General features: G+C 73.4%; 15 protein-coding genes. 8 read left to right on the top strand and 7 right to left on the bottom strand.

What is annotated here, in order from left to right; translation table 11 throughout:
• Window positions 1-288: 288 nt before the first annotated feature.
• Window positions 289-1,389, top strand: coding sequence for a citrate synthase 2 (locus tag ACZ52J_RS07005; RefSeq protein ID WP_360494660.1), 1,101 nt, complete (start codon window positions 289-291; stop codon window positions 1,387-1,389).
• 150 nt (window positions 1,390-1,539) lie between these two features.
• Complete coding sequence (gene serC, locus ACZ52J_RS07000; RefSeq protein ID WP_360494663.1) at window positions 1,540-2,658, top strand: phosphoserine transaminase; 1,119 nt, start codon at window positions 1,540-1,542, stop codon at window positions 2,656-2,658.
• A gap of 249 nt (window positions 2,659-2,907) precedes the next feature.
• Here the strand turns inward: serC and thpR are convergent, their stop codons facing one another.
• Complete coding sequence (gene thpR / locus ACZ52J_RS06995) at window positions 2,908-3,498, bottom strand: RNA 2',3'-cyclic phosphodiesterase (RefSeq protein WP_465616447.1); 591 nt, start codon at window positions 3,496-3,498, stop codon at window positions 2,908-2,910.
• A 46-nt stretch (window positions 3,499-3,544) separates the two neighbouring features.
• On the opposite strand from thpR, the gene ACZ52J_RS06990 reads away from it, so the two are divergent.
• Window positions 3,545-4,063 (top strand): GNAT family N-acetyltransferase, encoded by a 519-nt coding sequence (locus tag ACZ52J_RS06990; protein ID WP_465616445.1) that lies wholly within the window; start codon window positions 3,545-3,547, stop codon window positions 4,061-4,063.
• Between the two features lie 55 nt (window positions 4,064-4,118).
• On the opposite strand, the gene ACZ52J_RS06985 is transcribed toward ACZ52J_RS06990, so the two are convergent.
• Together ACZ52J_RS06985 and ACZ52J_RS06980 are read right to left on the bottom strand one after the other, a co-directional pair.
• On the bottom strand, window positions 4,119-5,819 hold the full coding sequence (locus ACZ52J_RS06985; RefSeq protein WP_465616443.1) for an MFS transporter: 1,701 nt from the start codon (window positions 5,817-5,819) through the stop codon (window positions 4,119-4,121).
• Window positions 5,765-6,199: a MarR family winged helix-turn-helix transcriptional regulator gene (locus ACZ52J_RS06980; RefSeq protein ID WP_030057117.1), complete on the bottom strand. Its 435-nt coding sequence runs from the start codon at window positions 6,197-6,199 to the stop codon at window positions 5,765-5,767. Before ACZ52J_RS06980 ends, ACZ52J_RS06985 begins: the two co-directional genes overlap by 55 nt.
• A gap of 122 nt (window positions 6,200-6,321) precedes the next feature.
• On the opposite strand from ACZ52J_RS06980, the gene ACZ52J_RS06975 reads away from it, so the two are divergent.
• Both ACZ52J_RS06975 and ACZ52J_RS06970 read left to right on the top strand, forming a co-directional pair.
• Window positions 6,322-6,738 (top strand): VOC family protein, encoded by a 417-nt coding sequence (locus ACZ52J_RS06975; RefSeq protein ID WP_465616441.1) that lies wholly within the window; start codon window positions 6,322-6,324, stop codon window positions 6,736-6,738.
• 289 nt (window positions 6,739-7,027) lie between these two features.
• On the top strand, window positions 7,028-7,867 hold the full coding sequence (locus ACZ52J_RS06970) for an MHYT domain-containing protein (RefSeq protein ID WP_465616439.1): 840 nt from the start codon (window positions 7,028-7,030) through the stop codon (window positions 7,865-7,867).
• Between the two features lie 91 nt (window positions 7,868-7,958).
• Here the strand turns inward: ACZ52J_RS06970 and ACZ52J_RS06965 are convergent, their stop codons facing one another.
• Entirely contained in the window at window positions 7,959-9,671 is a 1,713-nt protein-coding gene (locus ACZ52J_RS06965; RefSeq protein WP_465616437.1) for a hydrogenase maturation protein, read from the bottom strand.
• 232 nt (window positions 9,672-9,903) lie between these two features.
• Window positions 9,904-10,827, bottom strand: coding sequence for a DUF4231 domain-containing protein (locus ACZ52J_RS06960; RefSeq protein WP_360494682.1), 924 nt, complete (start codon window positions 10,825-10,827; stop codon window positions 9,904-9,906).
• A 131-nt stretch (window positions 10,828-10,958) separates the two neighbouring features.
• Here ACZ52J_RS06960 and ACZ52J_RS06955 point away from each other — a divergent pair, with 131 nt between their 5' ends.
• Window positions 10,959-11,408 carry a VOC family protein gene (locus ACZ52J_RS06955; RefSeq protein WP_360494685.1) on the top strand — a complete coding sequence of 150 codons (450 nt, stop codon included), beginning with the start codon at window positions 10,959-10,961 and terminating at the stop codon, window positions 11,406-11,408.
• Between the two features lie 136 nt (window positions 11,409-11,544).
• On the opposite strand, the gene ACZ52J_RS06950 is transcribed toward ACZ52J_RS06955, so the two are convergent.
• Window positions 11,545-13,005: an NCS2 family permease gene (locus tag ACZ52J_RS06950; protein ID WP_465616434.1), complete on the bottom strand. Its 1,461-nt coding sequence runs from the start codon at window positions 13,003-13,005 to the stop codon at window positions 11,545-11,547.
• Window positions 13,006-13,215: 210 nt separating this feature from the next.
• Here ACZ52J_RS06950 and ACZ52J_RS06945 point away from each other — a divergent pair, with 210 nt between their 5' ends.
• Together ACZ52J_RS06945 and ACZ52J_RS06940 are read left to right on the top strand one after the other, a co-directional pair.
• Window positions 13,216-13,518: a DUF2530 domain-containing protein gene (locus tag ACZ52J_RS06945; RefSeq protein ID WP_360494690.1), complete on the top strand. Its 303-nt coding sequence runs from the start codon at window positions 13,216-13,218 to the stop codon at window positions 13,516-13,518.
• A gap of 52 nt (window positions 13,519-13,570) precedes the next feature.
• The gene (locus tag ACZ52J_RS06940; protein ID WP_465616432.1) at window positions 13,571-16,057 is read left to right on the top strand and encodes an HAD-IC family P-type ATPase; all 2,487 of its coding nucleotides are present in this window, start codon (window positions 13,571-13,573) and stop codon (window positions 16,055-16,057) included.
• An 82-nt stretch (window positions 16,058-16,139) separates the two neighbouring features.
• On the opposite strand, the gene ACZ52J_RS06935 is transcribed toward ACZ52J_RS06940, so the two are convergent.
• Window positions 16,140-19,436, bottom strand: coding sequence for a sacsin N-terminal ATP-binding-like domain-containing protein (locus tag ACZ52J_RS06935; protein ID WP_465616430.1), 3,297 nt, complete (start codon window positions 19,434-19,436; stop codon window positions 16,140-16,142).
• Window positions 19,437-19,469: the final 33 nt, after the last annotated feature.

Genomic DNA, 19,469 nt, shown 5'->3' with positions numbered 1-19,469 from the left:
CTACCTCCGGACAAATCCCGGTGGGAGATAAGGTGTCTCGCCACCGCTTGGCCGCCCGTCGTGCGGAGAATTGTCCGGAACCGGGGGTTTGGTTCCGGGTTTCTCCCGGGCACGACCGACCCTCGACGGGAAAATCGAGCGGGCCTACGGCAAACATCACCACGGTGGTGTATGGCGCAATGCACCCCGTGCCTGTCACTCTGGCACCGAGTGCCAACCACGATTCGGTCACTGGTATGCCGCCCCACCACGGCGGAGCGCCGAACACAGAACTGAAGGAGCCGTCGCATGTCCGATTTCGTACCCGGGCTTGAGGGAGTCGTCGCGTTCGAGAGCGAGATCGCCGAGCCCGACCGGGAAGGCGGCGCCCTGCGGTACCGCGGTGTCGACATCGACGACCTGGTCGGCAACGTCTCCTTCGGGCACGTCTGGGGCCTGCTGGTGGACGGCAAGTTCAACCCCGGCCTGCCGGCCGCCGAGCCGTTCCCGATCCCGGTGCACTCCGGCGACATCCGGGTCGACGTGCAGTCGGCGCTCGCCATGCTCGCCCCGGTCTGGGGCCTCAAGCCGCTGCTGGACATCTCCGCCGAGCAGGCCCGCGACGACCTCGCCCGCGCCGCCGTGATGGCGCTGTCCTACGTCGCCCAGTCGGCTCGCGGCCAGGGCCTGCCGATGGTCCCGCAGAGCGAGATCGACAAGGCCGAGACGGTCGTCGAGCGGTTCATGATCCGCTGGCGGGGCGAGCCGGACCCGAAGCACGTCAAGGCCGTCGACGCCTACTGGACCTCGGCCGCCGAGCACGGCATGAACGCCTCCACCTTCACCGCCCGGGTCATCGCCTCCACCGGCGCCGACGTCGCGGCCGCCCTCTCCGGCGCGGTCGGCGCAATGTCGGGCCCGCTGCACGGCGGCGCCCCCTCCCGCGTGCTCGGCATGATCGAGGAGATCGAGCGCACCGGCGACGCCACCGCCTGGGTCAAGAACGCCCTGGACAAGGGCGAGCGCCTGATGGGCTTCGGCCACCGCGTCTACCGCGCCGAGGACCCGCGCGCCCGCGTGCTGCGCCGCACCGCCAAGGAGCTCGGCGCGCCGCGCTTCGAGGTCGCCGAGGCGCTGGAGAAGGCCGCGCTGGAGGAGCTGCACAACCGCCGCCCCGACCGTGTGCTGGCCACCAACGTCGAGTTCTGGGCCGCCATCATGCTGGACTTCGCCGAGGTTCCGGCCCACATGTTCACCTCGATGTTCACCTGCGCCCGCACCGCCGGCTGGTCGGCGCACATCCTGGAGCAGAAGCGCACGGGCCGGCTCGTGCGCCCCTCCGCGCGCTACATCGGCCCCGGCCCGCGCCGTCCCGAGGCGATCGAGGGCTGGGACGCCATCGCCCGCTGACCGCACCGGACGACCGTCCGCACAGTGCCCCTGACCAGCGGGTCCGGCCTCGGCCGGGCCCGCTGTCGGCATCTCTGAGCAGCGAAGATCACAGTCTCAGCGGGCGGACGACCGTACCCCCGCCCGGCCCCCGGCCGGTAGGCTGCGCGCGTGGCTCAGATCCAGATCCCCGCTGACATCAAGCCCGCAGACGGCCGTTTCGGCTGCGGACCGTCCAAGGTGCGCCCCGAGGCCCTGAGTGCCCTCGCCGCCACCCAGACCTCCCTGCTCGGCACCTCCCACCGCCAGGCCCCGGTCAAGAACCTGGTCAAGCGCGTACGCGAGGGCGTGAGCAGCCTCTTCTCGCTGCCCGAGGGCTACCAGGTCGTCCTCGGCAACGGCGGCTCCACCGCCTTCTGGGACATCGCCGCCTTCGGCCTGGTGCGGGAGAAGTCCCAGCACCTGGACTTCGGCGAGTTCTCCTCGAAGTTCGGCGCCTCGGTCAAGGCCGCGCCGTGGCTCGCCGAGCCGAGCGTGATCAAGACCGCCCCGGGCACCCACCCGCTGCCGGTCGCCGAGGCCGGTGTGGACGTCTACGGACTCACCCACAACGAGACCTCGACCGGCGTCGCGATGCCGATCAAGCGCCCGGCCGGCGCGGACGAGGGCTCGCTGGTCCTGGTGGACGCCACCTCGGGCGCCGGCGGCCTGCCTGTCGACATCACCGAGACGGACGTCTACTACTTCGCCCCGCAGAAGTCCTTCGCCTCCGAGGGCGGCCTGTGGCTGGCCACCTTCTCCCCGGCCGCCCTGGAGCGCGCCGCCGAGATCGCCGCCTCCGGCCGCTACATCCCGCCGTTCTTCTCGCTGCCGACGGCCATCGACAACTCGTCGAAGGACCAGACGTACAACACCCCGTCGATCGCCACGCTCTTCCTGCTGGCCGACCAGCTGGAGTGGCTGAACGGCAATGGCGGGCTGGACTGGGCCGTCGCCCGGACCGCCGACTCCTCCTCCCGGCTGTACGCCTGGGCCGAGAAGTCCTCCTTCGCCACCCCCTTCGTGGCGAACCCGGCCGAGCGCTCCCAGGTGGTCGGCACCATCGACTTCGACGAGTCGGTGGACGCCGCCGCGGTCGCCAAGGCACTGCGTGCCAACGGCATCGTGGACACCGAGCCGTACCGCAAGCTGGGCCGCAACCAGCTGCGCATCGCGATGTTCCCGGCGATCGACCCGGCGGACGTCGAGGCGCTCACCCAGTGCATCGACTACGTGGTCGAGCAGCTCTGAGCACCCGCTGAGCACCACCTGAGCACCCGCTGAGGCGTGCGTGAGGGCCACCACCCACCCGGGTGGTGGCCCTCACGGCCGTTTCCGGTCTACCGGCCGGCCAGTGAGCTGATCAGCACGACGACCAGCAGCAGCACCAGGGTGCCGGAGACGATACGCATACGAGTCTTGGGATCCACGGTCAACGAGCGTACCTCCGCCCCACGCCCGGACGGAGCGGAGGTCCCGGTAGCTCCGCTCAGCCCGACGCTAGCTCCAGTCCGCCAGGGCCCAGGAACCCAGCGACTCGTAGTGCGCCAAGCCGCCGTCCGGGTCGCTGTTCATCAGGTGCAGCTCGGTGGCCTCCCACTCCGGCCCCCGGTAGTCCGCCAGCGCCGCCGCCAGGCCGTCCAGCTCGGCCGCCGCGAGCCGCTGGACGGCCCGCCGGTGGCCGCGGTGGGAGCCGGCCCGGGCGAGGGTGAGGTGCGGGTGGAAGACGAAGGTGTCGGCCGTCTCCCCGACCGCCTCGGCGGTGACCTCGGCGACGGCCTCGGCCAGCCGGCGCAGCGCCCAGGTCTGGCCCTCGACGCCGGCCCAGAGCACCCGGTCGCCGAACCGCCCGGCGCCGGCGATCCGCAGCCGGTGGACCTCGTGCACCTCGGCCACCGCCGCCAGGCCCGCCGCCAGCTCGGGCAGCCGCTCGGCCGGCACCGCGCCGAGGAAGGCCAGGGTCAGGTGCCAGCCCTCGACGGTGGTCCAGCGCAGCCGGTCCGCCCCGGGCAGCCCGCGCACCGGCGCGACCGCGTCGGAGAGCCCCTGCAGCGCCTCGACCGGGGGGAGCACCGCCACGAACAGCCTCATGGACCCATCTTCCCGCGGTCGGCCTTTCGGTGTAGAAACGTTTTTCATGAAGATCCGCACCGGGGGGCCCGCGGACGTCCCCGACATCCTGTCCCTACTCGACGGCGCCGTCTCCTGGCTGGCGGCCGACGACCGCACCGGCCAGTGGGGCGACCAGCCCTTCAGCACCAACCCGGCCCGCGTCGACCAGGTCACCTCGTACGCCTCCGAGCCCTTCCTGATCCGCCTCGCCGTGGACGAGGACGGCCGCACGGTCGGCTGCTGCGTGCTCAACGAGGACCGCGGCAAGTGGATCCCGGCCGTGGACGAGCCCGAGCTGTACGTCCGGCTGCTGGTCACCGACCGCAGCCGCAAGGGCTCGGGCATCGGCTCCGCGCTGATCGCCGACGCGGTCGAGGAGACCCGTCAGCGCGGCATCGGCCTGCTGCGGGTGGACTGCTACGCCGGGAACGACCGCAAGCTGGTCGGCCGGTACCGGGCGCTCGGCTTCACCGAGACCGAGAGCTTCGAGGTCGAGCAGCCGAACGGCGTCTGGCCCGGCCAGGTCCTCGCCATCCGGCTCTGACGCCACGAACCCCCCGAGGCGAACCCTCGGGGGGCCTGACATATCTGACGGATCGTCAGCAGGCGGCGGCCAGCTCCGACTTGCGCGTCGGAGTGGTCCGCGGCACGACGGCCACGACCCGGCCGCCGCGGCCCGGGTGCAGGTCGAAGCGCACCCGCAGGTCCGCGCCGCGGGCCAGCACCAGGCCGACCGCACCGGCCGCCAGCGCGGACACCAGTCCGCAGGCCAGCAGGCCGAGCCGGGGCCCGTACGAGGCGGTCACCCAGCCGACGATCGGGGCACCGATCGGCGTGCCGCCGGTGAAGACCAGCACCAGCAGGCCCATCACCCGGCCGCGCATCTCGGGGTCGGTGGCCAGCTGCAGCATGGAGTTGACCGAGGTGTTGAAGCTCAGCCCGAACACCCCGATCAGCATCAGCAGCAGCGCGAAGGTCCAGTAGTCGGGCGCGAAGGCGGCGACCACCTCGAGCGTGCCGAAGGCCAGCGCCGCGCCGACCAGTCGGCGCAGCCTCGGCGCGCCCCGGCGGGCGGCGAGCAGCGCGCCGGCCAGCGAGCCGACCGCCATCGCGGTGTTCAGCAGGCCGTACTGGCCGGCGCCCACCTTGAAGGTGTCGTACGCGAAGCCGGAGAGCAGGGTCGGGAAGTTGAAGCCGAAGGTCCCGATGAATCCGGCCAGCACCATCGGAAAGAGCAGTTCGGGCCGCTCCTTCACGTACCGCAGACCCTCCCGCAGCTGCCCCTTCTCGCGGGCGATCCGCGCGGTCGGGCGCAGTTCGCTCTCCCGCATGGCCAGCAGTCCGCCGATCACGGCCGCGAAGGACAGCGCGTTGACGGCGAAGGCCCAGCCGCTGCCGACCGCGGCGATCAGCAGGCCCGCGACGGCGGGGCCGACCAGGCGGGCGGTCTGGAAGTTGGCGGCGTTCAGGCTGACGGCGTTGGCGAGGTCCTTGGGTCCGACCATCTCGGAGACGAAGGCCTGCCGGGTCGGGTTGTCGACCACGGTGACCAGGCCGAGCAGCAGCGCGAACGCGTACACGTAGTACGGCGTCACCACACCGCCGATGGTCAGCACGGCGAGGCCCGCGGCCAGCAGGCCCATCGCGCCCTGGGTGTAGATCAGCAGCCGGCGCTTGGGCATCCGGTCGGCGAGCACGCCGCCGAAGAGGCCGAGCAGCAGCATCGGCAGGAACTGCATGGCGGTGGTGATGCCGACCGCGAGCGGGCTGCCGGTGAGGCTCAGTACCAGCCAGTCCTGGGCGATCCGCTGCATCCAGGTACCGGTGTTGGACACCACCTGGCCGGCGAAGTAGTAGCGGTAGTTGCGAACGCGCAGGGAGGAGAACATCCCCCCGGGCCGGGTGAAACGGGCGCCTGTGGGAGATGAGGCCGCGTGGCTGCGGCCGGGAGCGGCGGGGTCGTCCGCCGCGGTGCGTTCGTCGGGGTCGTCGTCGCCGCTGCCCGGCAGCCCCGTGGGGGCGGGTGCCTGGGTGTCGGCGGCCGCGGTGTTGGCCGCGGCGGGGTCGTTGGTCGGGTCGTCGGTACGGATGGCGGCGGCGCTGGCTGCGGCCGGCGGTGTCACGGTGCTCTCCCCTCGCAGCGCGACGGCCGGGGCGGTGCCCCTCCCGCTCCTGGTGTCGGTGGTCGGTCCTGCGGTGATGCGGGCTCCTTTGTCTCCCGGCGGCCGGCCGGGTTCGGTGTGCCTCAGAGGTGTGCGAGCTTGTAGAGCACGGGCGCGGCCTCCCGGAGGACGGCCCATTCCTCCTCGTCGAGCCCTTGGGCGAGCTCGGCGAGCCAGACGTTTCGGCGCCGACGACTCTCCGCGAGGATCGTCTCGGCCTGCTCGGTGCTGCTGACGACCACCTGTCGGCGGTCCTCGGGGTGCGGCTCCCGCCGCACCAGCCCCTTCTCCTCCAGCATCGCGACGATCCTGGTCATCGAAGGAGGCTGCACGTGCTCCTTCCGGGCGAGCTCACCCGGCGTCGCCTTTCCGCACCGGGCGAGGGTGCCCAGCACCCCCATCTCGGTGGGACTGAGCGACTCCTCCACCCGCTGGTGTTTGAGTCGTCGGGAGAGGCGCATCGTGGACGATCGCAGCTGATTGACGGCTGCGAGGTCCTGCTCGGACATCTCGGGCATCTCTTTAGACTACGTCATTACTCTCGCTAAAGAAAATCGGCGTCCCGCCGCGCCGGAGCATCCGCCCGGTGCCATATTGGTGATGGGTGATCGTTCCCGACTCCCGGAAGGGCCGACCAGACATGTCCGACCTCGCCGCTGAGCAGTCCGCCGAACAGTCCACGCCGAACGACGGCGGGTTCGCCAGGCTCGCCATGGTCACCATCGACTGCGCCGACCCGGTCGCGCTGGCGTCGTTCTACGGCGAACTGCTGGGGTGGGAGACCCGGCACGTGGACGAACACTTCGCGATCCTGGACAACCCGGAGGGTGGCAGCCCGCTGGGCTTCGGGCGGGTGAAGGGGTACCGGCCGGAGCCGTGGACGGAGCCGGACGGGAGCAAGCACTTCCACCTCGACTTCTACGTGGACGACCTGGAGGAGTCCACCGCGAAGGCCCTCGCGCTCGGCGCGACCCAGCCCGCGTACCAGCACGGGCGCACGCTCAAGGTGCTGATCGACCCGGCCGGCCACCCGTTCGGGCTAGCACCCTTGGAGTAAGGCACGAACGGGCCCGGGGAGCGTGCGCAGGCGGTGTCAGGGCTTGGTGCCAAGATCATGCAGGAGCGGTAAAGGTCCATCCTGACCTGGGATTTCACCAAAAGCACGAACATTGTGCGACCGGCGGGTAGTGGCTACTCTCCCCCGTTGTCAGGGGCACCACACGCCAGGCTCCCCCCGGCGGACCCCGTTCCGTTTCCGTGCCCGTTTCCGCACGCTTCCCGACCGCCCCGGTCGACCGCGTCCGCCCGAGCCCTGGCGCCCTCAACCCCTCGTCCAGGGAGCTCAATTGGGTGAGATCCATCATGCCGACCACGGCTGGGTGACGCCGGCGGTCTCGTACTTCGTCGCCTGCCTCGGCGCCTTCGTGGCGCTGCGCGGCGCCCGCTGGGCACTCGTCTCCAAGGGCCGCAGCCGGGCCGTCTGGCTGCTCTTCGCGTCCACCTCGCTCGGGGCCGGCATCTGGTCCATGCACTTCATCGCGATGCTCGGCTTCTCGGTGACCGGCGTCGAGATCACCTACCAGCCCGGGCTGACCGTGATCAGCCTGCTGGTCGCCGTCGCCTTCGTCGGCGTCGGGCTCTTCACCGTCGGGTACTGGCGCAAGCACCCGGCGCCGGCGCTCATGGTCGGCGGGCTGACCACCGGCCTCGGGGTCGCCGCGATGCACTACATGGGCATGGCCGCGATGGTCCTGCCCGGCCGGCTCGGCTACGACCACACGACGGTGGCGCTCTCGGTCGCCATCGCCGTCTTCGCGGCCACGGCCGCGCTCTGGGCCGCGCTGAACATCCGGGGCACGATCGCCGTACTGGCGGCGGCGCCGGTGATGGGCGTGGCGGTCTGCGCGATGCACTACACGGGCATGGCGGCGCTGTCGGTCCGGGTGGACCTCTCGCACTCCACCCAGGGCGGCGTGATGGCGCTGCAGTTCATCTTCCCGCTCGGGGTCGGACTCGGCTGCTACGTGTTCTTCGGTTCACTGGCCTTCGCCGTCTCCCCGAGCCGCCCCGACTCGCAGCCCCTGCTGGCCGGACCGGCCGCCCCGCTGCCCCCGCGGGCACCCCGGCCGCCCCGGCCGCCCCGCGTCCCGCAGCAGCGGCTGGGCGGGGCCGGCGTCCGGCGCTGAGCGGGCCGACACAGAACGGGAGACACAGAGCGACGCCCGGCCGGGGTGGGGGACCCGGCCGGGCGTCGCCGTGTGTCGGCCCGCCGGCCCCTTACGCGGGCCGCCCGAGCAGCCCGGTCAGGTGCTCCGGCGTGGCCACCGGGCAGACCTTGTGCACGAAGTCCCGCCGCAGCCCGTGGTACGGCTCGTCGGTCCGGTAGAAGTTGGCGTGCATCCGCCGCAGTTCCTCCGCCCGGTACTCGACCAGCGGCTTCGCCTCCTCGTCGGCGGCGCGGCGGCGCTTCTTGTCCACCAGCCGCCCGGTGAGCTCGGGCGAGCCGGCGATCCCGGCCGCCTCCCGGGCCACCCAGCGGCGGAACTCCGCCGCGTCCCCGCCGGACGTCCGGTCCACCAGGCCGATCCGGCGGGCGTGTTCGGCCCCGACCGGCAGCGCCTCGGTGGTGAGCCGCTCGGCCTGCTCGGCACCGACCCGGTTCGGCAGGGTGTACGTCCAGTACTCGGAGCCGTACAGGCCCATCAGGCGGTAGTGCGGGTTGAGCACCGCCGAGTCGCGGCACCACACCTCGTCGGCGGCGAGCGCCATCATCAGCCCGCCGGCCGCCGCGTTCCCGGCGAGGGCCGCGACGGTGACCTTGTCCGTCGTGGTCAGGACGGCCTCGACGAAGTCGTCCATCGCGTTGATGTTCTCCCAGGACTCCAGCGCCGGGAAGGCCGCGCCCTCGATGACGTTGAGCTGGATCCCGTTGGAGTAGAAGTCCCGGGGAGCGCCGAGCACCAGCACCGAGGTGGGCCGGGCGGCCGCCTCCCGGTAGGCGGCCAGCAGCCGACGGCACTGCTCGGTGCTCATCGCCCCGCCCGGGTAGGCGAATTCGAGGTAGCCGACGTCGCCCTCCTCCCGGTAGCGCAGCTCCGACCAGGTGTCGCGACGGGCGGCCGCCGCCGGGCGCACCGGCACCTCGCGGACCCGGTACAGCTCGTCGGCGAGGACCGTCGCGGCGGGCAGCTTGAAGGTGGCCGGCCCGCCGGGGGTGCGGCGCGGGCGCAGCTGCGGGATCCACACCGCGCCGTCCACGGTGGCCCGGCAGATCGCGCCGTCCCTGGTGGCCAGCACGGCGCCGGGCACCGGGCCGCGCAGCTCGTCCTCGGGGTGGGCGCCGTGCAGGAAGAACTCGCGCCCGTACAGCTCGTCCAGCACGCCGGGCTGGGAGTCGGCGGCGCGCAGCTTGCGCAGCACGGTGGCGGTGTCGTCCTGCTCCCAGTCGATCCGGCGCGCCTCCTGGCGCAGGAAGGGCCGCAGCTCGCCGTGGACGTCGGGTCGGCCGTAGTCCAGCGGCTCGGGGGTGAACAGGCCGCCCTCGTAGCGCTGGACGGCCAGCAGGACGGCCTCCACGGCGGCGTCGGCGACCTCGCCCCGGTACAGCTCGCTCTTGCCGCAGTCGGGGACGGGGAACTCGACGGACGCCCAGATGTCACCGGCGTCCATCTCCTCGACGGCCTGCAGCACCGTGACGCCCCAGCGCTCCGCGCCCTCGGTGATCGCCCAGTCCAGCGAGGAGGGGCCGCGGTCGCCGGTGGGCCCGGGGTGCACGATCAGGACGGTCCGGCTGGACCAGATGTCCTGCGGGACGGCCTTGGTCAGCATCGGGCAGATGATCAGCTCGGGGTCGGTCCGGGCCACCCCCGCCCGCATCTGCTCGTCCCCGAGGGCGAGCTGGACGGCGACCTGGTGGCCGCGCTCGCGCAGCTCGGCATGGACGCGCTGGGTCAGGCTGTTGAACGCACTGGCGATCAGGAGAATGCGCAAGGGGGGCCTCCGGCGGTACAGGGGTCGCGCGGAGGTGATGAAACCAGGGCATGGACACGTAACGATTACGGTCCGTACCTCGGCGCTCTACCCTCACGTACCCCGCACACCTGTGGTCCCGGCGTGCTCCCCCTTCGCCCGATCTCCCCAGCTGTTTCCCAGAGTTGGTCTAGCGCGGAGCGCCCCCGGCCCACTGCGGGAGCGCCCCCGGCCCAGTGCGGAACGCCCCGCCCTACCGCGGGAACGCCCGCCGGGCCCGCCAGGTGGTGTGCTCGCGGGAGACCGCGTCCTCCGCCTCGGCGGCCAGCCGGGCCCAGCGCGCCTCGGCGTCCGGCGCCCTGACGTCCAGGTCGGAGAGCTGGTTGCCGACGTTCTCCAGCTCGCGTGCGGCCAGCTGGTAGGCGGCGGCCAGCGGGCGGAGCTGCTTGAGCTGCGTCCAGGCGATGATCGCCGCGGCCGCGGCCGAGCTGGCGCCGAAGATGTGCACCTGCAGCGCACCGGTGGCCTGGGCGATGGCGGCCGCCGCGCCGAGGATGATCAGCACCGCGATGCCGAGCCCCCAGGAGACCGCCTGCGACTCGCAGGCGTCCGCCCGGGAGCGGTACCAGGTGCGCTGCCCCTCGACCCGGGTGCGCAGGTAGAGGGTGCGCCGGGCGGTCAGGCTGTCGGCACGCAGCCGCCGCATCTCCGGGGTGATCTCGGCGACGGTGTCGGGCGGCACGATCGCCGGGTCCTCGAAGGCCCGCATCACGTCCTCGACCTGCAGCAGGTAGCCCCGGTCCACGTCCGGGGACTGCCCCTCGCCGTCGAACGGGCTGGCCCGGACGGTGTACTTCCAGGCCAGTGTCTTGACCGACTCGGCCGCCGCCCGCGCCTCGTACCAGCGGCCCTGCGGGTTGCTGCGGCGCAGCCGGGACCAGAAGTAGCCGGCCAGCAGGAAGGCGGCCACCGAGAACAGCGGCCAGGGGTCGAAGTCGCCCTTGTGGTCCGGGCCGGGGAACGACCCGATCAGCGCGGCGACCACCAGCATCGCGATCAGGCCTCGGTACCAGCGCAGCGTCTCGCGCTGGCCGTCCAGCGAGGCCTTGTCCGCCGTCCGGAACAGCTCCGGCAGCAGCTGTGCCTCGACGCCCCCGGGCGGATCCTGTTGCACCATCGGTCGAGTCCCCTCCCCCTTCTCCGTCCAGCCAGTATTCCCACCGTCAACTGGCCTACACGGGCGCCTTTTTGACAGCTTCCGACAGTGGCTGATTGCCCGACCATCCGGTAACCGATAGAAACGGTTACATGCCGCTGCACTGGAAGCTCGTCATCGACTGCGCCGACCCGCACCGCCAGGCCGCCTTCTGGGCCGCCGCCCTGGAGTACACCCGGGAGGACCACGGCCCGCTGGTCACCCGCCTGCTTCAGGCCGGCGCGGTCGGCCCCGACGCCACCACCGAGGTGGACGGCCACCCCGCCTGGCGCACCCTGGCCGCCGTCCGCCACCCCGAGGACCCGTTCGACCCGGCCTCGGACACCGGCCTCGGCCGTCGCATCCTCTTCCAGGCCGTCCCCGAGCCCAAGCGGGCCAAGAACCGACTGCACCTCGACGTCCATCCCGCCCCGGGCGAGCGCGCCGCCACCGTCACCCGCCTCGAAGCCCTCGGTGCCACCGTCCTGCGGGAGGTCAAGGAGCCGGGCGGCGAGTGGACCACCATGGCCGACCCCGAGGGCAACGAGTTCGACGTCCAGTGACACCACGGGGTCCGGTGACACCACGGCCGGTGAGACCACGGCCGGTGACACTTCGGAGCACGGTGGCACTTCGGAAACGCCGCGGCCCCGCCCTCCCGCACGGGGGAGGACGGGGCCGCGGCGGCGCCGTACGGCGTCAGAGCAGGCCGAAGGCCGGCATCAGGTAGTAGAAGGCGAACACCGCCGCCACCGCGTACAGCGGGGCCGGCACGCCGCGGCCGCGGCCGGCGGCCACGCGCAGGACGCAGAAGGCGATGAAGCCGAAGCCGATGCCGTTGGTGATGCTGTAGGTGAACGGCATCATCACGATGGTCAGGAAGGCCGGGATCGCGATCGTGTAGTCGGCCCAGTCGATCTCCTTGATCGAGTTGGCCAGGATCAGGAAGCCGACCGTGACCAGGGCCGGGGTGGCGGCCTGGGCGGGGACCATGGTGGCGAGCGGGGTGAGGAAGAGCGCCACGACGAAGAGCAGGCCGGTGACGATCGAGGCGAAGCCGGTCCGGGCACCCTCGCCGACGCCGGCGGTGGACTCCACGAAGCAGGTGTTGGCGGAGGAGGAGGTGGCGCCGCCGAGCGCGGTGGCGATGCCGTCGACCATCAGGACCTTGTTGATGCCGGGCAGGTCGCCCTTCTCGTCCAGCAGGTGGGCCTCGTCGGCCACGCCGAGGATGGTGCCCATCGCGTCGAAGAAGCACGACATCAGCACGGTGAAGACGAACAGCACGCCGGTCAGCACGCCGACCTTCTCGAAGCCGCCGAACAGGCTGACCTTGCCGACCAGCCCGAAGTCCGGCGCGGCCACCGGGTTGCCCGGCCAGGCCGGGACGGTCAGGCCCCACTTGAGCGCCGGGATGTCGACGACCTTGTCGAGCACCACGGCGAGCGCGGTGGAGGCCACGATGCTGATCAGGATCGCGCCGGGCACCTTGCGGATGACCAGGATCAGGGTGAGCAGCAGGCCGACGACGAAGACCAGCACCGGGAAGCCGAGCAGGTGCCCGTTGCCACCGAGCTGCAGCGGGACGGTGGTGTGCGCGGCGTCCGGGACGCGGCTGACGAAGCCGGAGTCGACCAGGCCGACCAGGCTGATGAACAGGCCGATGCCGATCGCGATGGCCTTGCGCAGGCCGAGCGGGACCGCGTTCATGACCCGCTCGCGCAGGCCGGTGGCGACCAGCAGCATGATCGCGAGGCCGGCCAGCACGACCATGCCCATGGCGTCCGGCCAGGTCATCTTCGGGGCGAGCTGGAGCGCCACGATGGTGTTGACGCCGAGGCCGGCGGCCAGGCCGATCGGGACGTTGCCGATCACACCCATCAGCAGGGTGGTGAGACCCGCGGTGAGGGCGGTGGCGGTGACCAGCTGGGCGCTGTCCAGGTGGGCCCCGGTCATGTCCGTGGCGCTCGCCAGGATGATCGGGTTCAGCACCAGGATGTACGCCATGGTGAAGAAGGTGGCGACGCCGCCGCGGATCTCGCGCGGCAGGGTGGAGCCGCGCTCGCTGATCCGGAAGTAGCGGTCGACGGCGCCGGTGGGGGGCTTGGGTGCGGCGTCGGCGGGTTCGGGCGACTCGGTGGTCGGCTGGACCACAGGCATGCGTGCGTCCTCTGTGGGGGAGCTGAGGAGAGGGGGTCGACACCCGAGGCGACGGCGGCTCGGTGTCAGACCTTTAAGTATGGTTTCCCCATCGCACACGCGCTATCTTCGCGCGTAGAGCCCGCAGCAGGCCCACGGGCCGCCCGCCTGGCCCGTGCGCGGCGGCTGCGCGACGACGACCGGCCCCCACCGCACCGTACGCTAGGCCCCATGCCCAAGACGCCGCTGCACCCCTCGCCCCCTCCGCTGGAGGCCAACGACGTCGCCATCGTCGGCGGCGGCACGGTGGTGTGGTTCGTCGCCTTCCTCGCCCTGCTCCCCTTCCAGGGCACGCTCTCCGAGCACGGCCACGGCACCTGGCCGTGGATCTGCCTCTCCGGCGGCCTGCTCGGCCTGATCGGCCTCTGGTACTGCCGCGCCCGGCGCGACGCGATCGCCCGCAGCCGCGCCGCCGAGGCGGCCGGACGCATGACGGACGGCGACGGTCAGGACCCGGCCACCCGGTCGGACTGAATAGCCCTTTAGTAGCACGCATCGGACATAAGGCACCCGTAGAGTCGGTGCCATGACGCAGCCTGCCCAGCCAGCGGAAGAGCGGCCGACCGACGGGGACCGTCCCGACGGAGCCCACCCCCTCGGGCTGCTGCCCGGGCGGCGCGGCGGACTGACCGTCGCCGAGGTGGCCGAGCGGGTCGCGCAGGGACAGGTCAACGACGTCCCGGTCCGGTCCAGCCGCTCCACCAGGGAAATCGTCCGGGCCAACGTCTTCACCCGCTTCAACGCGATCATCGGAGTGATGTTCGGGATCATCCTGATCGTCGGACCGATCCAGGACGGCCTGTTCGGCCTGGTCATCGTCGCCAACACGGCGATCGGCATCATCCAGGAGCTGCGCGCCAAGAAGACCCTGGACAGCCTGGCCCTGATCGGCGAGGCCCGCCCGCAGGTCCGCCGGGACGGCGCCGTCCAGCAGATCGGCGTCTCCGAGATCGTCCTCGACGACACCGTGCTGCTCGGCATCGGCGACAAGGTGATCGTGGACGGCGAGGTCACCGAGGCGGACGGCCTGGAGATCGACGAGTCGCTGCTCACCGGCGAACCCGACCCCGTCCTCAAGCAGCCCGGCGACCAGGTGATGTCCGGCAGCTTCGTGGTGGCCGGCGCGGGCGCGTTCACCGCCACCAAGGTCGGCCGCGAGGCCTACGCCGCGCAGCTCGCCGAGGAGGCCAGCAAGTTCACCCTGGTGAAGTCGGAGCTGCGCAGCGGCATCGACAGCATCCTGCGGTTCATCACCTACCTGCTGTTCCCCACCGCGATCGGCCTGATCATCAGCCAGCTGGCCGTCGAGGGCCGGGACTGGCGCGAGGCCGTGCGGCGGATGGTGGCCGGCATCGTCCCGATGGTCCCCGAGGGCCTGGTGCTGCTGACCTCGGTGGCCTTCGCGATCGGCGTGATCCGGCTCGGCCGCAAGCAGTGCCTGGTCCAGGAGCTGCCGGCGATCGAGGGCCTGGCCCGGGTCGACACCGTCTGCCTGGACAAGACCGGCACCCTCACCGAGGGCGGCATGGACGTGATCGACCTGCGGGTGCTCTCCGACGGGGAGCCCGCCGCCGTCGACGCCGAGACCGTCCGGCGCGCGCTCGCCGTGATGGCCGGCGCCGACGCCCGCCCCAACCCGTCCATGCAGGCCGTCATCGACGCGTACGGGCGCGGCGACGGCGGTGACGACGCCTCGGACGGTCCTTCCGGCGGATCCTCGGGCCGCGACGGCTGGCGGGTGATCGAGGCGATGCCCTTCTCCTCCGCCCGCAAGTGGAGCGGCGTGCAGCTGCTGGAGCCGCAGGGCGGCGAGGCCAGCTGGCTGCTCGGCGCCCCCGACGTGCTGCTGCCCGCCGGGCACCCGGCGCTGGCCGAGGTGGACGAGCTGGGCGCGCGGGGCCTGCGGGTGCTGCTGCTGGGCCGGACGCCCGTCCCGCTGGACTCCCCCGACCCGGCGGCCGACCTCACCCCGCTCGCCCTGGTGGTGCTGCAGCAGCGGCTGCGCGGCGACGCCGCCGAAACCCTGCGGTACTTCGAGGGCCAGCGGGTCCGGGCCAAGGTCATCTCGGGCGACGCGGCGGTCTCGGTCGGCGCGGTGGCCGGCCACCTGGGCCTGCCCGGCGCCGACCAGCCGCTGGACGCCCGCACCCTGCCCACCGACCCCGAGCAGCTCGCCGAGACCGCCGACCGGACCAGCGTCTTCGGCCGGGTCACCCCGCAGCAGAAGCGCCTGCTGGTCGGGGCGCTGCAGTCCCGCGGCCACACCGTGGCGATGACCGGCGACGGCGTCAACGACGTGCTGGCGCTCAAGGACGCCGACATCGGCGTGGCGATGGGCACCGGCTCCGACGCCACCAAGGCGGTCGCCCAGATCGTGCTGCTCGACGACTCCTTCGCGACCCTGCCGTCGGTGGTCGCCGAGGGCCGCCGGGTGATCGGCAACATCGAGCGGGTCGCGTCGCTCTTCCTGGTGAAGACGGTCTACTCGGTGCTGCTGGCGCTGCTGGTGATCTTCACCCACTCGCCGTACCCGTTCCTGCCCCGGCACTCCACCGTGCTGTCCTCCCTGACCATCGGCGTGCCGGCCTTCTTCCTCGCGCTCGCCCCCAACAACGAGCGGGCCCGCACCGGCTTCGTGAAACGCGTGCTGCGGCTCGCCATCCCCGGCGGCGTCATCGCCGGGACGGGCACCTTCGTCGCCTACGCGCTCGCCCGCGCCGACCACGCGACCGACCTCAAGGCCGACACCAGCGTGGCCACCCTGACGCTCTTCCTGATCGCCATCTGGGTCCTCGCCATCGTCGCCCGCCCGTACTCCTGGTGGCGGCTGCTGCTGATCGGCACGATGTGCGGCGCGTTCGCCCTGGTGCTGCTAATCCCCCCGCTGAAGGAGTTCTTCCAGCTCTCCCTGGTCGGCATCCGCGACCCGCTGCTGGGCGTCGCCATCGCGGTGGTCTGCGGCATCCTCCTGGAGCTCGTCTGGCGCTTCATGAAGCGCCGCGGCCTGGAGTGAGCCCGCCGCACCCGCCGATCGACACGGGCCCGCCGGTCGGACCGGAGCCGCCGGTCGGGGCGGGCCCGGCCCGTACGGCGGCTCAGCCCTCGAAGTCCCGGGCCGCCGACAGCTCGTACGCACGGTCCGGCTCGCTGAGCGCGGCCAGCACCTCGAAGCGCCGGTGCCACTGTCCGACCGACCAGGCGAGGCCGGCCGCGAGGCCCTCCGGGGTGGCGGCGTGCAGCAGGCCCGGCACCGGCGGGACCTCGAACTCGTCGTCCTCGTCCTCGGCCTCGGCCAGCTCCGGGTCGTACGGCGGCTCCGGGGCGTCCGCCCCGGGGTCCCACCGCCAGTCCACCGCGGCCTCGTCGCCGTCCGGCCCGACGACCAGCAGCTCCTCGTGCTCCTCGTACGCGACCGGGCAGCCGGGCAGCAGCTCGCGCACCACGGCCGGGACCCGGTGCAGCACGCCCTCGGAGAGCACCCGGCCGCCGGCCACCTCGCTGGCCAGCGACACCTGCAGCCGCTCGGCGAGGTCGGCCGCGAGCGCCGGGGCGACCGGCAGCAGCGGGTGGGAGTGCAGCAGCTGGACCAGGTCGGGGGCGTCCGCGACGACCGCCTCGGTGGCGTCCACCACCACGGTGTGGGCGGGCCGCCGCCCGGTGGCCGGGTCCAGTGGCGGCAGCGCCCGCACCACGTCCAGCGGTTCGATCCGCTCGCGCTCCACCCGGGCCAACGCACTGTGCAGGCCGTGCAGTTGGCGGTGGGCGACCTCGACAGCCGGATCGGTCATCCGGTCCAGCACCTCGTCCGGCCCGTGCGGCTCGGCGAGCAGCGCGGTCAGCGTGGTGCGCACCCCGAGCGCGTGCAGGAACTGGTCGTCCAGGGTGGTGCGCGCCTCGTCGTAGAGGCCGCGCAGCAGCGGGTCGGCCCCGGCGGCGCGCAGCCCGGCGGGCTCGCGGCCCGCCAGCACCGGGTGGTCGCGCAGCCACCACGCGGTGTACGGCGGCAGGTCGGCGTACGAGCCGTCCGGCAGCAGAGTGCGCACCGGGTTGACCACGGCGTCCCGGTACGGCGGGCGGGCCAGCGCGGCGAGCGCCTCGGGCCAGGCGTCGTCGTCCACCAGGTCGAGGTCGCGTACGGCCAGCAGCTCGGCGGCCACCGGCGGGACGCCGATCGCCTCGTCGGCCTGCAGGGCCTCCAGGGCGTCCTCGGCCCAGTCGGCGAGCCCGTCCGGTGCCTCGTCCACCAGGCCGGTGGCGTGGCCGCCGGCCGCCCGGTCGGCGGGGACGGTGGGGTCGAGCCGCTCCAGGTCGTCCGGGTCGAGCACCACGTCCTCGGCGCGCACCAGGACGAAGTCCGCCAGGACGCCGACGGCCGCGAGCACCTCGGGCCCCCAGCGCTCCAGCAGGTCGTCGTCCACCCAGCCGGCGTCCTCCTCGCGCGCCAGCGCGGCGAACGGGCTGCCGGGCAGCACGAGTTCGCCCGCGCGGGCGGGCTCGCCCTCGTCGTCGAGCAGCGCCAGCCGGGCCAGCCACGGGTGGTCGCCCGGCTCCGGGGCGGCGGCCTTCACCAACGCCAGGACGGCGTCGGCGAGTTCGAGCGCGGTGTCCAGGTCGTCCTCGGCCACCTCGTAGGAGCGGGCGACGGCGGCCCGCACCTCGGGGGTGTCCAGCACCCCGGCCGGGGTCGCGGTGCCCGCGCCGAGCTTGGCCAGCAGCGGGTGGGCGGCCTCGGGGTGGGCCAGACGCAGGTCGAGCGCGGCGAGCGCGCCGGCCAGCGATTCGGGGTAGCCCGGGAAGGCCGCCCAGTCGGCGTCCTCCGAGGGCAGCAGGACGCGCCGCGGCCCGGTCACCGTCCGGCCGTCCGCGAGCGGTACGGGCAGCGCGCCGAGCGCCTCCGGGTCGGCCCCGCCGAGCGCCGCGTACAGGTTGCGCCACCAGCCGGGCTCGCGGTCCAGGCCGCCGAGCTGGTCCACCACGTCGGCCAGCGGCACCCGGCGCACGTTCAGCACCCGCAGCTCGGTGCGGCGCTCCAGGCCGGCCGGCAGCAGCCCGGGGAAGATCGGCGCGAGCGCCTCGACCACCGAGCCGTCCGCCCCCTCCAGCAGCGTCGCGTCCCGGGGCCGCAGCGCGGGCGTGCCCTCCTCGACCGGCGCCGGGTGCGGCAGGAACGGCGTGCCGGGCAGCCGGGACAGCACCGCCGCGCGCAGCGCGTTGTCCAACGCGCCCTTGCCGAGCGGCCCGGGCACCAGGCCGAGCGAGCCGAGGTCGGCGCCGCGGGCGCGCAGCAGGTCGGCGTAGCTGTCGGCGGCACGCTCGGTGAGGAAGTCGGCCAGCGGGCCGGGCGCGACGTGCCGGCGGGTGGAGTCCAGCGGGTAGGAGGCGATCAGCAGCGCGGGCAGGCCGACCGGCTCGTCGCTGGGGGTCGGCGCGTGCAGCACGGACGCGATGCCGGGCTGCTGCGGGGCGCCGTCCATGCCGACCGGGACGGCCCAGGTCACCGTCCAGTACGGGCGGGCGCGCTCCTCGGTGGGCCGGTCGACCAGCAGCTCGGTGTCCAGGCGGCCGGAGGCGCCGGCGGTCTGCCAGACCGTCTGCCGCAGCCGCCCGCCCGCGTCGTCGGTGACGGTGACCTCGGTGACGCCGTCCGGGCGGGTCTCGGCGGCGGCCCGGGTGAGCGTCCGGGTGCCCTCCGGGGTCTCCACCACGACCTCGGCGAGGCCGGGCAGGGTGAGCAGCAGCGCGTCGTCGATCCCGGCCAGCAGCCGGCGGGTCAGGTCCTCGGCGGCGGCGTCCCGCATCGGCAGCACGACCACCGTGTCGTAGCCCTCGGGCGCCGGGCCCTCGGCCGCGAACGGCAGCCGCAGCAGCGGCACGTGGCCGTCCCGGCGGCGCAGCTCCTCGGTCAGCGCGGGCTGCGCCTCGGCGAGCGACCGGGCCTCGCCGAGCGACCAGCGCACCCCGCCGGTGGCGCCGAGCACGGCGGGCTCGTCGGTGACCGCGAGGACGGCGGCGAAGCCGACCCCGAACCGGCCGACGGCGGGCTGCTCACCGCGCTTGGAGGAGGCGCGCAGGGTGGACAGCGACTCGACGGCGGCCGCGTCCAGCGGGGCGCCGGTGTTGGCGGCGGCGAGCACGCCGTCGGCGAGGGTCAGCCGCAGCCGCCCGGGTCCGCGCCCGGCGCGGACCGCCGCGTCGGCCGCGTTCTGCGCCAACTCGACCACCAGGCGGTCCCGGTAGCCGCCGAGCGCGAGTTCCTCCTCGGCGTTGGCGTCCTCCCGGAACCGGGCCGGCGAGGCGGCCCAGGCGTCCAGCACCCGCCGCCGCAGCGCGGCGCTCCCGAAGGCGTCCGCGAGGTGCTCGTCCGTGCTGCTGCCGATGATCCGAGGTTCCACTGGACCTGCCGCCTTCCGCCGCCCTGTACGTCG

This window comes from Kitasatospora sp. NPDC034035, assembly GCF_055575755.1.
Note: the sequence above shows the minus strand (reverse complement) of the source record. Positions and strands in the feature narration are given on the sequence as shown.

What these genes read in the sequence shown, in the direction of transcription:
- ACZ52J_RS07005 (WP_360494660.1), top strand. Translation starts at nt 289, where the DNA reads ATGTCCGATTTCGTACCCGGGCTTGAGGGAGTCGTCGCGTTCGAGAGC.
- ACZ52J_RS06960 (WP_360494682.1), bottom strand. Translation starts at nt 10,827, where the DNA reads ATGGTGCAACAGGATCCGCCCGGGGGCGTCGAGGCACAGCTGCTGCCG.
- ACZ52J_RS06945 (WP_360494690.1), top strand. Translation starts at nt 13,216, where the DNA reads ATGCCCAAGACGCCGCTGCACCCCTCGCCCCCTCCGCTGGAGGCCAAC.
- ACZ52J_RS06950 (WP_465616434.1), bottom strand. Translation starts at nt 13,005, where the DNA reads ATGCCTGTGGTCCAGCCGACCACCGAGTCGCCCGAACCCGCCGACGCC.
- ACZ52J_RS06980 (WP_030057117.1), bottom strand. Translation starts at nt 6,199, where the DNA reads ATGCCCGAGATGTCCGAGCAGGACCTCGCAGCCGTCAATCAGCTGCGA.
- thpR (WP_465616447.1), bottom strand. Translation starts at nt 3,498, where the DNA reads ATGAGGCTGTTCGTGGCGGTGCTCCCCCCGGTCGAGGCGCTGCAGGGG.
- ACZ52J_RS06990 (WP_465616445.1), top strand. Translation starts at nt 3,545, where the DNA reads ATGAAGATCCGCACCGGGGGGCCCGCGGACGTCCCCGACATCCTGTCC.
- ACZ52J_RS06955 (WP_360494685.1), top strand. Translation starts at nt 10,959, where the DNA reads ATGCCGCTGCACTGGAAGCTCGTCATCGACTGCGCCGACCCGCACCGC.
- ACZ52J_RS06940 (WP_465616432.1), top strand. Translation starts at nt 13,571, where the DNA reads ATGACGCAGCCTGCCCAGCCAGCGGAAGAGCGGCCGACCGACGGGGAC.
- ACZ52J_RS06985 (WP_465616443.1), bottom strand. Translation starts at nt 5,819, where the DNA reads ATGGGCCGTCCTCCGGGAGGCCGCGCCCGTGCTCTACAAGCTCGCACA.
- ACZ52J_RS06975 (WP_465616441.1), top strand. Translation starts at nt 6,322, where the DNA reads ATGTCCGACCTCGCCGCTGAGCAGTCCGCCGAACAGTCCACGCCGAAC.